General features: G+C 44.8%; 15 protein-coding genes and 2 riboswitches. Of the genes, 13 read left to right on the top strand and 2 right to left on the bottom strand.

Annotation, left to right across the window (positions count from 1 at the left end; all coding sequences use genetic code 11):
- Window positions 1–16 precede the first annotated feature (16 nt).
- Both trpB and trpA read left to right on the top strand, forming a co-directional pair.
- On the top strand, window positions 17–1201 hold the full coding sequence (gene trpB, locus OCV99_RS07420; RefSeq protein WP_158369459.1) for a tryptophan synthase subunit beta: 1185 nt from the start codon (window positions 17–19) through the stop codon (window positions 1199–1201).
- The gene (trpA, locus tag OCV99_RS07415) at window positions 1194–1970 is read left to right on the top strand and encodes a tryptophan synthase subunit alpha (RefSeq protein WP_158369458.1); all 777 of its coding nucleotides are present in this window, start codon (window positions 1194–1196) and stop codon (window positions 1968–1970) included. Before trpB ends, trpA begins: the two co-directional genes overlap by 8 nt.
- Before the next feature lie 47 nt (window positions 1971–2017).
- Here the strand turns inward: trpA and OCV99_RS07410 are convergent, their stop codons facing one another.
- Entirely contained in the window at window positions 2018–2641 is a 624-nt protein-coding gene (locus OCV99_RS07410) for an ECF transporter S component (RefSeq protein ID WP_158369457.1), read from the bottom strand.
- A 132-nt stretch (window positions 2642–2773) separates the two neighbouring features.
- Window positions 2774–2906: riboswitch (FMN riboswitch) on the bottom strand.
- A gap of 53 nt (window positions 2907–2959) precedes the next feature.
- Window positions 2960–4933, bottom strand: coding sequence for an FAD-dependent oxidoreductase (locus OCV99_RS07405; protein ID WP_158369456.1), 1974 nt, complete (start codon window positions 4931–4933; stop codon window positions 2960–2962).
- 126 nt (window positions 4934–5059) lie between these two features.
- Here OCV99_RS07405 and OCV99_RS18015 point away from each other — a divergent pair, with 126 nt between their 5' ends.
- The 11 genes from OCV99_RS18015 to OCV99_RS07350 all read left to right on the top strand — a co-directional run bounded on the left by OCV99_RS18015 (window position 5060) and on the right by OCV99_RS07350 (window position 14063).
- Entirely contained in the window at window positions 5060–6487 is a 1428-nt protein-coding gene (locus tag OCV99_RS18015; protein WP_317247934.1) for a PucR family transcriptional regulator, read from the top strand.
- A gap of 6 nt (window positions 6488–6493) precedes the next feature.
- The gene (locus OCV99_RS07395; protein WP_158369454.1) at window positions 6494–7006 is read left to right on the top strand and encodes a GNAT family N-acetyltransferase; all 513 of its coding nucleotides are present in this window, start codon (window positions 6494–6496) and stop codon (window positions 7004–7006) included.
- A 129-nt stretch (window positions 7007–7135) separates the two neighbouring features.
- On the top strand, window positions 7136–8185 hold the full coding sequence (locus OCV99_RS07390; RefSeq protein ID WP_158369453.1) for a helix-turn-helix domain-containing protein: 1050 nt from the start codon (window positions 7136–7138) through the stop codon (window positions 8183–8185).
- Window positions 8186–8332: 147 nt separating this feature from the next.
- Complete coding sequence (locus tag OCV99_RS07385) at window positions 8333–8707, top strand: helix-turn-helix domain-containing protein (RefSeq protein ID WP_227192933.1); 375 nt, start codon at window positions 8333–8335, stop codon at window positions 8705–8707.
- A 4-nt stretch (window positions 8708–8711) separates the two neighbouring features.
- Complete coding sequence (locus OCV99_RS07380; protein WP_262575187.1) at window positions 8712–9530, top strand: ImmA/IrrE family metallo-endopeptidase; 819 nt, start codon at window positions 8712–8714, stop codon at window positions 9528–9530.
- A 47-nt stretch (window positions 9531–9577) separates the two neighbouring features.
- Window positions 9578–10249: a hypothetical protein gene (locus OCV99_RS07375; protein ID WP_158369451.1), complete on the top strand. Its 672-nt coding sequence runs from the start codon at window positions 9578–9580 to the stop codon at window positions 10247–10249.
- A 129-nt stretch (window positions 10250–10378) separates the two neighbouring features.
- Window positions 10379–10486: riboswitch (TPP riboswitch) on the top strand.
- A gap of 80 nt (window positions 10487–10566) precedes the next feature.
- On the top strand, window positions 10567–10761 hold the full coding sequence (thiS, locus tag OCV99_RS07370) for a sulfur carrier protein ThiS (RefSeq protein WP_158369450.1): 195 nt from the start codon (window positions 10567–10569) through the stop codon (window positions 10759–10761).
- Window position 10762: 1 nt separating this feature from the next.
- A complete protein-coding gene (gene thiF, locus OCV99_RS07365; RefSeq protein WP_158369449.1) occupies window positions 10763–11404 on the top strand; it encodes a thiamine biosynthesis protein ThiF in 642 nt (213 codons plus the stop codon).
- Window positions 11405–11440: 36 nt separating this feature from the next.
- The gene (locus tag OCV99_RS07360; protein ID WP_158369448.1) at window positions 11441–12214 is read left to right on the top strand and encodes a thiazole synthase; all 774 of its coding nucleotides are present in this window, start codon (window positions 11441–11443) and stop codon (window positions 12212–12214) included.
- A gap of 6 nt (window positions 12215–12220) precedes the next feature.
- Window positions 12221–13480 (top strand): 2-iminoacetate synthase ThiH, encoded by a 1260-nt coding sequence (gene thiH / locus OCV99_RS07355; protein WP_334307867.1) that lies wholly within the window; start codon window positions 12221–12223, stop codon window positions 13478–13480.
- On the top strand, window positions 13473–14063 hold the full coding sequence (locus tag OCV99_RS07350; RefSeq protein ID WP_158369446.1) for a thiamine phosphate synthase: 591 nt from the start codon (window positions 13473–13475) through the stop codon (window positions 14061–14063). Before thiH ends, OCV99_RS07350 begins: the two co-directional genes overlap by 8 nt.
- Window positions 14064–14174: the final 111 nt, after the last annotated feature.

Below are 14174 nucleotides of genomic sequence, written 5' to 3'. Positions count from 1 at the left end.
AGAGAGGAATCAGAATATGTCTAATGGAAGATTTGGCATTCATGGCGGGCAGTATATCCCGGAAACTTTGATGAATGCAGTGATAGAACTGGAAGAAGCTTATGAGTATTATAAGAATGACCCGGAGTTTAACCGGGAGCTTACGGAACTGTTGAATGAATATGCGGGAAGACCCTCCAGGCTGTACTATGCGTCCCATATGACGGAAGATCTGGGTGGCGCGAAGGTGTACCTGAAGCGGGAAGATTTGAACCATACGGGCGCCCACAAGATTAACAATGTGCTTGGGCAGGTACTTCTTGCGAAGAAAATGGGCAAAACACGGGTGATTGCTGAGACGGGCGCAGGGCAGCATGGCGTGGCGACGGCGACGGCGGCGGCGCTCATGGGTATGGAATGTGAAGTATTCATGGGAAAAGAAGACACGGAAAGACAGGCGCTGAATGTATATCGTATGCGGCTTCTGGGAGCGAAAGTCCATGCGGTGACCTCCGGGACAGCCACATTAAAGGATGCGGTGTCCGAGACGATGCGGGAATGGACTAACAGGATTGCAGACACCCATTATGTGCTTGGTTCCGTGATGGGACCCCATCCATTTCCAACGATCGTCCGGGATTTTCAGGCGGTCATATCAAAGGAAATTAAGGAACAGATACTGGAGAAGGAAGGGAGGCTTCCTGACGCGGTGTTGGCATGTGTGGGCGGCGGTTCCAATGCCATCGGGACGTTTTATCATTTTATAGAAGATAAGGAAGTCCGGCTGATTGGCTGTGAAGCGGCAGGAAGAGGCGTAAATACGGCGGAGACGGCAGCTACAATCGCTACCGGGAAACTGGGAATCTTCCATGGGATGAAGTCATATTTCTGCCAGGATGAATACGGACAGATTGCTCCGGTATATTCCATTTCGGCGGGACTGGATTATCCGGGAATCGGACCGGAACACGCCAATTTGTATGATACCGGAAGAGCAGAATATGTGCCCGTCACGGATGAAGAAGCGGTAGAAGCTTTTGAATATCTGTCAAGAACCGAAGGAATTATTCCGGCAATTGAAAGTGCCCATGCAGTTGCTTATGCGAAAAAGATTATACCGCAGATGAGGAAAGATCAGTGTGTGGTGATTACCATTTCCGGAAGAGGAGACAAGGATTGTGCGGCTATCGCGCGTTACAGAGGGGAGGATATTTATGAATAAGAGGATTACAGAAGCCTTTCAGAATGGAAAGGCATTTATACCATTTATCACTTGCGGAGACCCGTCGCTGGAAATCACGGAGCAATTGGTATACGCTATGGAAGAAGCAGGGGCGGATCTGATTGAGCTGGGGATTCCGTTTTCCGACCCCACCGCTGAAGGGCCGGTGATCCAGGCAGCCAATGTGCGTGCCTTATCCGGGGGAGTAACCACTGACAAAATTTTTGCTATGGTAGAAAAAATCCGTAAACACACGGCAATCCCGTTGGTATTTATGACCTATGCGAATGTTGTATTTTCCTACGGGACGGAAAGATTTATAAAGAAAGCGGCGGAAATCGGCATGGACGGGCTGATTCTTCCAGATGTGCCTTTTGAAGAAAAGGAGGAATTTGACAGGGTGTGCAAAGTGTACGGCCAGGATTTGATTTCTCTGATTGCGCCGACTTCTCATGAAAGAATTGCGCAGATTGCGAGAGAGGCAGAAGGGTTTGTATATTGTGTATCATCTCTTGGCGTAACGGGAATGCGTTCCCAGATTACCACCGATATTGGAGCTATGGCAGAGCTGGTGAAGAAAGAGAAAGATATTCCTTGTGCTGTGGGATTTGGCATATCGAATCCGGAGCAGGCAAAGAAAATGGCGTCTCAGGCGGACGGCGTAATCGTGGGTTCTGCAATTGTGAAGTTATGTGAAGCGCATGGAAAGGATTGTATTCCATATGTAAAAGAATATGTCAAGAGTATGAAGGATGCAATCAGAGAATAAAAATGGGGCGGCACGGCTGAAGCGTGCTGCCCCTTGTACATGTGCGATTAATAGTTCTGGTGAAGTATCGGACTGATTTTCTTGTAAATCAAAAATACGATCAGAGATACTAAAACACCTTTTAATAGATTAAATGGCGCCACTGCGAATACAACGAAGGTGAGCAGGCCGTTGATATGGGCATTTACAGCAGTTCCCATGCCGATTAAAGCATCCATCGGCAGCTCGAAAGCCTTGGAATAAGCAGGAAGCAGGAGGTAGGCGTTCAGGAAACAGCCAAGGATAGTCATAATAAGAGTTCCGCTTACCATACCGATGATGGCGCCTTTTCTGGAATGCATTTTGCGGTAAATGATTCCCGCCGGAATCACGAAGGCACAGCCGATCAGGAAATTGGCGAATTCGCCTACGCCTGCGGTCATGGTTCCGTTGCTTGCCAGATTCAGCAGAATTTTAATCAGTTCAATCATTGCGCCTGCCCATGGTCCCATTGCAAAGCATCCTACCAGTACGGGAACTTCGCTGAAGTCGATCTCATAGAAGGATGGAGCGAAGGGAAGGGGGATTTCAAATAGCATCAGTACGATTGCGATTGCAGACAGCATACCAATCTGCGCAAGCGTTCTCACCGTGAATTTGGATTTTGTGTTAGTCATAACATCTGTACTCATTTTCTTTCTCTCCTTTTTCTTGATTGAGTGTAATAGTGTAGCCCGGCAAAAACTGCCGCGGCCAGGGGACTGTTTAAGAAAGAAAAACCCCGATACATAAAGTATCGGGGTATCATTGCATTTTAAAATCACACAATTCTTCTCTCATCCAGACTTTACTGTCGGTTTTGGAATTACACCAAATCAGCCACTGTAGACAAATTGTTTACAGCGGGTCGCGGACTATACCGCCGGTTGGGAATTGCACCCTGCCCCGAAGAATTTCTATACAGTTCTTATTCATTATAGCGCAGGATATTCCATATGACAAGGGGGAATTTATAATTGATTTGCTAATGCGTAACCTTCCCAGACTGCGTTCATAATGGTTGCTGCCTTTACAGCGTCTCCGATTTCATAAACCGGTGCGCCGCATTCAGAGAATACGTTTTTCAGGCTTTCTCTTGGAGCAAAGCCGATGGCTGAAACGACAGAGTCTGCCTCCAGCTCAACAGTTCCGTCGGTGTTTTCAAGAACGACGCCTTGTTCTGTTACCTGCACTAATTTGTGTCCGGTTAATACGGTAACATTTTTTGCTTCAAATAGGTCGCCCAGCATCTGCGCATTTGGTGTCGGTGCAGGGATGCCAGAACTTAAGATATGGTCCAGTGCCTCCACCACTGTAACGTCTTTTCCTTTCAGAGCCTCGTCTAATGCCAGTTCACATCCAACCAATCCGCCGCCGACGATGACAATTTTTTCTCCTAACTGCTGAGGATTCTGAATAGCATCCAGAGAAAGAATTGCTTTGTCTAAACCGGGGATATCCGGCTGGCTCGGAATGGATCCGATTGCAAGGACGATTGCGTCCGGGTGTTCAGCTTTTACACACTCTGCGCATGGCTCCTGCCCAAGTTTCACACAGACATTCAGTTCTTTTAATTCTCTTTGATACCATTCATTTAATTTTTGGACTTCGCTTTTAAAACTATGAGCGCCGGCCTCTATTAAATGGCCGCCCAGATGGTCGCTCTTTTCAAAAAGTGTAACATCGTATCCCCGGAGCGTGGCAGTTCTGGCTGTTTCCATTCCGGCGACGCCGCCTCCGATGATAACGATTTTCTTTTTGCCGTCTCCAGGTTTTAATCCATCAATCGACTCGCGCGCACATTGCGGATTGACTGCGCAGCTTCCCCAGCCGCCCTGGCCGCCGACAACACGGTTCCAGCATCCAAGATTACATCCCAGGCATGGACGGATTTTTTCCGGAGTATCCTGGTATAATTTGTTCGGGAATTCGGGATTGGCTAATGACTGGCGTCCTAATGCAACTCCGTCTATCTTTCCTTCTTCAATCGCCTTTGCGGCTGCGTCATAGGCCTGCATACGGCCGCCTGCAATCACCGGAATTTTTACTACGGCTTTCGCTTTTGCAGCTATGTCAATCATAAATCCTTGCGGCATGTACATCGGCGGTTCTGCATAATAGAAAGAATCGTAGGTTCCGGTATCCACATCTAAGAAATCGTAGCCGTACTTTTCTAATAATTTTGCAATCTCAATTCCTTCCTCCAGAGTTCTTCCGACTTCTTCTTTTCCGGTTAAAGTTGCTTTGTTTACGTCCTTGATATAAGTCTGTAAGCCCAGGCGCATTCCCACAGGATAATCTGATCCGCAGACTTCATGAACGCCTTCTACGATTTCTTTTGCACAGCGCAGACGGTTCTCCAGGCAGCCGCCATATTCATCCGTGCGGTGATTAAAAAAGCTCATTCCAAATTGATCCAGCAAATAACCCCAGTGCATTGCATGGACTTCGATTCCGTCAAATCCGGCTTCTTTCACCATTTTAGCGGTATCAATGTACTGTGAGATTTTTAGTTTAATCTGTTCTTTTGTCAGAGCCGGGGATTTCTGATCCGTAGTCCCGTAGACAATACATTCTGACGGGGCGGGCAGACCCGGATAATTTCGTCCAAGTCCCAGGGTTAATTGTGCAAATACCTTTGCACCGGAAGCGTGAATTTCATCCACAAATTTTTTCGCATCGTCTATCCAAACCTGTCCCACTTGCAGCGGAATCGGTCCGGTTGCAGAATAAGGATCCACCTGGTAATCTACGCCGATGGCGCCGGTGATAATCAATCCGAACCCACCCTTTGCCCTTGCCGCAAAATACTGTGTGGCTTGTTCATTAAATCCTCCGTCCTCTCCATAAAAACAGCCCATGGACATGGGAGCAACGACAAAACGATTGTCCAATGTCAATTTATCTATTTTTAATGGAGTTTTGTAAACATCGTACTTAGCCATTTTTATACCTCCTCGCTTAGTAGTTCTAATATTTTTTATTATATATTGTGTTTTTTGACAAAACAATTGTATAATATTTAAAAATATAAACGCAGAGATTGTTCAATTGCACAAAGGAGGATGGTTATGTTTTGTTTTGATTCCGGCGATACCAGGGTGATTCAAAATACACTTCCGGGTGTCACGTTTAACGGTATTAATTATTATATAAAAAGTGATAATCATTACCCGACAGTTCTCTATTATTCTGAGGATGATTATATTGATGATACAGAATCTGCTTTTTTATTTATTAATCATTTGCCAAAGGGAAATTATGTATATTATATTTATATTGAAACGGAACAGGATAAAAAGGCTGTCATTTCAAAAATGCAGAATCAATTATTGACTTCCGGTTTATCCGAGAATACTTACCGCTTTCTGACAAATGTTATTCCGGATATCCAGTCGCTGGGGAATGTTGTGAAATTAGCTGCCCGCACAGTCAACAATCCGATTATGCTGTCTACGGCTGCTTATGAAATTATTGAAATGTGCAATAACGATATTCCTTTTGATGATCCGATATGGAAAGAGACTGCACGGACCGGCGTCTGTTCTCCGGCGCTGGTTGAACAGTTTGAAGCAAAAGGGATTACGGAAAAGGTTGCCAGTAAAGGAGAGCCCGTTTTATGGACTTTTGACGAGGCTGATATGTATCCGAAAATTACATCAAAAATTATGTATAAAGAAGAATTGATTGCCTATATAAGTGTTTTTGTTGTCAACCGGGAATCTGTCAGTCAGGCTTTTGCCGTGCTGAAAGAGCTGACCCCGGTGTTTTCTGCTATTCTTTCAAAATCCGCCCGGTATATTTCAGATCGTTATCAGCTAACCAGAAATTTTATTTACCGGCTGTTAGAAGGGAATCTGGAAAATATTGAAGAAGCGGCGGCAGACCTGAATATCCATTTATCAAAGTATCGGCTTGTCTGCGTGGCAAATAAAAAACAGGAAACGATATATAACTATAATTATTATTTGAACGCTCTGCTGGAAGAAGGGGTCAGCGGAACATTTTACAAAGGAAAATTAATTTTGTTCATCGAAGAGCAAGGAGAGATGGATACTTATATGCAGTTTTTACAGAGCAGATATTTTCCGGGACAATATTATCTTTTGGTATCGGAGACATTGCAGTCTTTAGACGAAGCGGCGCGAATTACTCCCATGATGCTTCATTTTTCGAGTCATACTTTTGAAGGAGAGACCATTATTTTTATAAGAGATTATTTGCATATCCTTTATGTCCCGGCACCGTATCTTTATAACGCTGCTTATTATAGGTTAGATTGTTCTGCGAATAAAGATTTAAAGGAAACATTGATTCAATATATTGAGCACAATTTAAATGCTGCTAAAACAGCAGAGGCGCTTTTTATTCACAGAAACACATTGTTCTATCGATTAAACAGAATTTCAAAATACTACGGCATTGACACTGCAAATTACCTGGATTTAACCAATTTTTATATTTATCATTTACATAAAATCAAAAGAGAAGAGAGGTAGAAGGACATGAAATTTATAACTGCGTCATATGAGCATATTGACAGAATGTGTGAGATTACGGCCGATGCTAAACGGCAGCTTAAGAATCTGGGGCTTGACCAGTGGCAGCAAGGCTATCCGTCCAGAGAAGTGTGGCTTCAGGATATAGAGGATAAGTGCGCGTATTTGGCAGTGGAAGAGGGGGAGATTAAGGGAATCTTTGCGTTCCAGACAACGCCGGATCCATCTTACAAAGTGATTGACGGAGCGTGGCTGACGGATGGGGAGTATGCATCCATGCATCGGGTGTGTGTGGCTTCCGGATGCAAAGGAAAAGGAGTAGCCGGGAAAATGTTTGAGAAGGGCTTCGGGATGGCAAGAGAAGCAGGATTCCCATCGGTAAGAATTGATACCCATCCGGGAAATCTTCCTATGCAGAGAGCGCTTGGAAAGGCGGGATTCACTGCCTGTGGCAGGATTCATCTGGTGGGCGGATGTGAAGACGGCCACTTAAGGATTGCATTTGAAAAAGTGCTGTAATTGGCAGAAAATGGTCTTTCGCAACTGTGGGTTGACAGATTGACAGGTAAGATTTCTTGCGTGTAACCGCAAAAAAGCTTATATTTATAGAAGAGAACAGATGCAGGAGAAGGAAGAGAGGTAGAGGATATGGATTTAGCAGACAAAATTATTGCTCTCAGAAAAAAGAAAGGATGGTCGCAGGAGGAGCTGGCAGAAAAGACAGGAGTTTCCAGACAGGCCGTCTCCAAATGGGAAGGTGCCCAGTCGGTTCCCGACCTTAGTAAGATTCTTTTGCTCAGTGAGATATTTGAAGTAAGTACAGATTATCTTCTGAAGGATGATATGACAGAAGAATGGCAGGAGTCGAAGGCACAACTTGCGGTGGAAAGACCGGTGACAGAGTCGCGGGCAGCGGGACATCATCCGACAGAAGAAAAGCAGGGACGCTACGTGTCAATGGAAGAGGCAGAAGAGTTTCTGACAATGAAGGAAGGAACGGCAGGGCGGATTGCGGCGGGCGTGTGCCTGTGTATCTGGTCGCCTGTCGGGTTGATTCTATTGGGGGCCGCCTGTGAGACGGGACGTCTGGCAGTCTCGGAAGAGGCCGCCGGGGGAGCCGGCATTATTTTGCTGCTATTTATGGTGGCAGCTGCCGTTGCGATATTTATTTCTTGCGGTATGAGAACGGAAAAATTTGAATATCTGGAAAAAGAAGTGATAGAGCTGGAAGATGGTATGGAACAGTTGATAAAAGAACGTCAAGAGCAGTGCCGCAGCGCTTACATGAAATCCTGTATTGCAGGTGTGTGCATCTGTATCCTTTCTGTGATTCCGATTTTTTCAGGTACATTTTTTGGAGAAAATGACTTTATCTTTGCCATTGGCGTGGCCTTCACATTGATAATTGTGGGGATTGGCGTTGCAGTATTAATTTTCTCCGGCGTTCCATGGGAAAGTATGCAGAAGCTTTTACAGGAGGGAGAGTATACTGTGGAGAAGAAAAGGAAGAAACAGAAAGGAGACACATTTTCCGGAGTATACTGGCTAATCATAACTGCAGTGTATCTTGGATACAGTTTCTACACGAATAACTGGGGAAGAAGCTGGATTATCTGGCCGGTGGCAGGCGTTCTGTTTGCTGCGGTCAGGATAGTCTTTGATTCGTCCAGGCAGGGCAGCACAGGGAAGGCAGAATAAATATCCCTTTTGAGTAGCCAAAAACAGAACTTCAAAAAAGAAAATGGAAAGAAAAGTCAAGAAAATGTTGACTTATGGAGCTTCCCTGAATATAATGAAAGTGTATAAGGGAGAATAATACTCTAAATTATGTTGGAGGTAGCTGTGATGGTAAAGATGAATGAGATTATCAGTAACAATATTATAAATATTATGAAGCAGAGTGGAAAAAAGCAGATTGACCTTGCAGGTTATCTGGGTGTGTCTAAGCAGATTGTAAGCAAGATGCTTAGTGGTGCAAGAATAATCAATGCTATTGAACTGCAGAAAATAGCAGAATTTCTTAGCGTTTCCATGGAAAGTCTGGTTAAGGTTCCAGAGGTTATTCCGGAAACAAATGCAGTAAAAGCATTTATGGGTAAAGTGGAATCGCAGGAAGCAAAAGAAGGACTGAAAATTGCAGATGAGATTGCAGATCTTATTTGTTTTTATGCACGTACTCGTGAAAATGCTGAGGAAATGTTGAAGCCATGGGAGGCGTAAAGTGATGTGCCAGGTTTTGAATAACAGTCTGTTTGTTAGGGACAGAAAAAAATACACAAAAATAAATGAATGTGCAATAAGCTTCAATTCACTTTATAATAAAAACAACATTATCCAGGATGATATTTTTAATGTGTTGGAGAATTATGTGGCGCGTCACGATATGCCATTTGATATGTTGAGATATCCGATTGGAGATGCGGAATTATGTGCATGTACATTTATTCGTCAAGGTCGTATGTTTGTAATGATTAATTCATCGCTGCCATTATCGAAGCAAATCTTTGCAGCAGCACATGAGTTGTATCATATTTATTGTTATTTTGAAGGAAACGATCCAATTTTGTTGCAATCAGGTTCAATCTTGGAAGCTAATACTATAGATGAAGAAGCAAAAGAAATTGAGGATATGGAAGCAAATGCTTTTGCTGCGATTTTATTAGCACCAAAGGATCGCCTTGATGAACAGACAGATGTGTATAATTTATCCTATAAAAATATTTCTGTACAAACAGTTCTTAAAATAATGGATATTTTTGCAATTCCATACAAGGCTGCAGTGCTTCGGCTTTTGGAAGAGGATAAAATTGATATAAAGGCGGCAAGGATGTTATTGCAGATTGATGTGGCAGAAATTGCAAAACAAATAGATCTTACAGGAAAAGCTGCAAGATGGCAGGAAATTCCTAATAATTTCATTAGGTTTGGGAGTTTATCGGAGCTGATGTATGATGTTGAACGATTTGAAGCAGTTCGTGATGAACGATTAGAGAGTGATAAGATCAGATTAGATGAAATTGTAAAAAGTTTAAGAAAACAGTGAGGTAATGTCTATGGGAGTTTACGGATTATGAGTTTTTCTGTCACGAAATGATTAAAGAGGAACTGACCAGACACGAAGTGGTTCCTGATCCGAACCCATGGCTCGAAGATAAAATTCAGAGTGGAACAGTAAAAATATATTCAGACCGTGACATAGTAACAGAACTTGGAAAAATATATGGCACATCTGCAACAAACATGTATCTAACATTGTTACAGACAAGTTGTGATACATTTAATACTGGATTTTTCGAAAAATACTATGGCTCGATGAGTAATATAGATAATTTGGAAGATGTGGAAAAATTTCTTTCAGTATTAAAAGCATGCGATGACGGTGTCCCTTCTCAGAATGGTTTGGGAGAGAAAAAGACTTACGTACTAATCCAAATGATGGAGATTCTGCATAGTAATCGGGTATATGTATTTTGTTCTGACGATTTCAGAGCAAGGCAAAGTATAGCCAGTTTAACAAAGCCTGTTCATTGTATTAGTATTTTAGGAGTTTTTTGTAAGTTGATGAAGATGGGGCATGACAAATCAGAAATGCAGGAATATTACAATAGGTTGTCTGCCTTTTTGAAGAATCAGACGGAGTATAGGGTTTGGTCTGCATCAGGATATCAACGTATAAGAGTACCTATACAACAGGTGTTTGATGATCTATATGATGGAAAATTTCAAATGTTAAGAAATGGAGATCTGCAATACATAAAGTAATGTGTCACATGGTATGGATCAGTGGTAGTTAGATAGGCTACAAGATCATATACCCCTATATGGGATAACTAAATATCCGGCAGAAATTACTTGCATTATGAAAAATATGGACGTATAATACTTTTGACAATAAAACAGAGGGGAGCTTGTGTGACAGGCTGAGAGGAAAGTAAGACTTTCGACCCGATAACCTGATTTGGATAATGCCAACGTAGGGAAGCCTGAGTATAATGATTGTTTACAGGAAGTTACCAAATCAGTGACTTCCTGTTTTTGTGTGATATAGGGAATTCGAATGTAGAATGGAGGGATGGCAGATGGTTAAGGTGAACGGAACGGATTTGGATTTGGCAGGGAAGACGCTGGCTGCGTATCTGGAAGCTTCCGGTTACGACCCGAAGCGGATTGCCGTGGAGTGCAATGGTGAGATTGTTCCGAAAGCGCAATATGGCGAGACCGTATTCCGGGACGGCGACACAGTAGAGGTTGTGAGCTTTGTAGGAGGTGGTTAAGATGGGAAACATATCGGGTGAAGAGGAAATGCGGCAGGTACTCAGAATAAGGCATGGTGATAAGATACAGGATAAGTTTGACGCGGCATCGGTTGCTGTCTGCGGGCTGGGAGGACTCGGTTCTAATGTGGCTGTTTCCCTTGCGCGGGCAGGGGTAGGACGGTTAATCCTGATTGATTTCGACAAAGTGGACGTCTCGAATCTTCACCGGCAGCAGTATAAAGCGGCACAGGTAGGGATGCATAAGACAGAGGCTCTGGCAGCCAATTTACAGGAAATTGCGCCGTATATTGCGGTTGAGACATATACAGAGCGTATTTCAGAAGATAATTTTTACAGTTTGCTGAAGGAAGCGGACGTTATCTGCGAGGCGTTTGATAATGCCCAGGCAAAGGCGATGCTGGTAAATGGCGTGATGGAACGGATGCCGGAGAAATATCTGGTTGCTGCTTCCGGCATGGCAGGGTTTGGCTCAGCAAATGCCATCAGGACACGCAGGGTGACAGAGCGTTTTTATCTCTGCGGGGATGGAGTCAGTGACGTGGCGGATGATATAGGGCTTATTTCTTCCCGGGTGATGCTGTGCGCAGCCCATGAAGCCCACGTGATCCTGCGTATTCTGGCAGGAAAGTATGAAGTTTAAAATACCATTTATTATACATAGAAAGAAGGAATTGTGATGCAGACAAACGATAAACTGGTAATTGGCGGAAAGGAATTTCAGTCCCGGTTCATTCTGGGTTCCGGAAAATATTCTTTGAAGTTGATTGAAGCTGCAGTAAAGTATGCAGGGGCGGAAATTATTACGCTTGCTGTGCGCCGTGCAAATACGAAAGAGCAGGAGAATATCCTGGATTACATTCCGGAGGGAGTTACGCTGCTTCCGAATACATCCGGCGCAAGAAACGCCCAGGAGGCCGTGCGGATTGCCCGGCTTGCAAGAGAACTGGGGTGCGGGAATTTTGTGAAGGTGGAAATTATGCGTGATGCAAAATATCTGCTGCCGGACAACCAGGAGACGATTAAGGCTACGGAGATTCTGGCGAAGGAAGGTTTTGTCGTTATGCCTTATATGTATCCGGATCTGAATGTGGCCCGGGATCTGGTAAATGCAGGTGCAGCGACGGTGATGCCCCTGGCATCTCCCATTGGTTCCAATAAGGGATTGGCTACCCGTGAATTTATCCAGATATTAATCGATGAGATTGACGTGCCGATTATTGTGGATGCAGGAATCGGTAAGCCCTCCCAGGCGTGTGAGGCAATGGAGATGGGCGCTGCGGCGATTATGGCAAATACAGCGCTGGCGACAGCAGGAGATCTTCCGGTGATGGCATCGGCATTCCGTCAAGCTATCGAGGCAGGGCGTCAGGCGTATCTTGCAGGGATTGGAAGAGTTCTGACCCGTGGTGCATCGGCATCGGATCCGTTGACAGGATTTTTGCATGATTAGGAGGGGATGAGGATGGAAAATCAGTTCTTTGTTGATTCAGAATATCTTTCTCCGAAAGCACTGGAAAAGAAGCACAGGCTGGAGACGGATCCTTCCTTCCGGAAGAACCATATGGAGTATTTGCCGGGAATGGAGCAGATTGAATCTGATGTCTGTAAAAATGTTATGATGCAGATGCAGAATTACGATTATTCCGGGTATATGGCAAAGGATGTAAGGACGGCACTGGAGCATGAGACTTGTTCGATAGAAGATTTCAAGGCGCTTTTATCCCCTGCCGCAGAGCCGTTTCTTGAGAAGATGGCAGAAAGGGCAAGGCTGGAAACCAGCAAGCATTTTGGGAATACGGTGTATCTGTTTACGCCTCTTTACATTGCAAATTATTGTGAAAATTATTGTGTTTATTGTGGATTTAACTGTTACAACCATATTAACCGCATGAAACTCAGCATGGAACAGATTGAGCATGAGATGCGGGTAATCGCTGATTCTGGCATGGAAGAAATTCTGATCCTTACCGGGGAGAGCCGTACCCAGAGTGATGTTGCCTATATTGGCGAAGCATGCAAGCTGGCGCGGAAATATTTCCGTATGGTAGGGCTTGAAATCTATCCTGTTAATACAGAAGAATACCGTTATCTCCATGAGTGTGGAGCGGATTATGTGACAGTATTTCAGGAGACCTACGATATGGATAAATATGAGACATTACATTTGTTCGGGCATAAGCGTGTGTGGCCATATCGGTTTGATGCGCAGGAACGTGCTTTGCGGGGCGGAATGCGCGGTGTGGCATTTTCAGCGCTTCTGGGACTGTCAGATTTCAGGAAGGATGCGCTGGCGACGGCGCTCCATGTGTATTATCTGCAGCGCAAATATCCCCAGGCGGAGATGTCGCTGTCTTGTCCGCGCCTGCGGCCGATTATCAACAACGATAAAATCAGTCCCATGGATGTAGGAGAGAGGCAGCTTTGCCAGATTATCTGTGCCTACCGTATTTTTCTGCCATTTGTAGGAATTACCGTATCCTCCCGTGAGAGTGCCCGTTTCCGGAATGGCATCGTGAAGATTGCGGCAACGAAGGTTTCGGCAGGCGTCTCTACGGGTATCGGCGACCACGAGACAAAATACACAGGAAAGGAGTCGGACGAGGCGCAGGGCGACGAACAATTCGAGATTGATGATAACCGGAGTCTGGATAATATGTACCGGGATATTTCGGAGGAAGGCCTGCAGCCGGTTCTGAATGATTATCTTTATGTCTGATATTTTATGTGTGACGAACCGGAAGTTGTGCAGGGAAGATTTTCTGACGCGGATAGAGAAGATTGCGGCGGCCCATCCTGCCGGAATCATTCTGCGGGAGAAGGATTTGGAAGAGGAAGCGTATTTCCGGCTTGCCGGTCAGGTATTAAATGTATGCAGAAGCCATCAGGTTCCCTGTGTCCTTCACAGTTTTGTGGATGTAGCCGTCCGCCTGGAGGCAGAGGCGATTCATATGCCCCTTCCGGCGCTGCGGGACATGACGGAAGGACAGAAAGCGCATTTTAAGCAAATTGGCGCCTCCTGTCATTCTGTGGAGGACGCAAAGGAAGCCGTAGGACTGGGGTGTACCTATGTTACCGCCGGACATGTTTTCGCTACTGACTGTAAGATGGGACTCCCCGGCCGGGGCTTGTCTTTTCTTGAAAATGTCTGTGAGAGCGTGACGGTTCCGGTGTATGCCATTGGCGGCATCAGCAGTGAAAATATTGGCGCTGTCCGCAGCGTGGGAGCCGCGGGAGCCTGTGTAATGAGCGGGTTGATGCAGTGTGAAGATGTGCAGGCATATCTGCAGAAACTTCTGTAATTCGGGAATTTACGAAACGCCAGGGTTTGTTATTGTGTTTTGCAGAAAAGAAGGTTATAATATATCAATCCATAGTGAAGTGAAATCTGACGTAATTGCAGGTGTGGACAA

Source organism: Dorea acetigenes, assembly GCF_025567385.1.
Lineage (GTDB): Bacteria > Bacillota > Clostridia > Lachnospirales > Lachnospiraceae > Claveliimonas > Claveliimonas acetigenes.
This window is presented reverse-complemented; position numbering and strand designations above follow the sequence as displayed.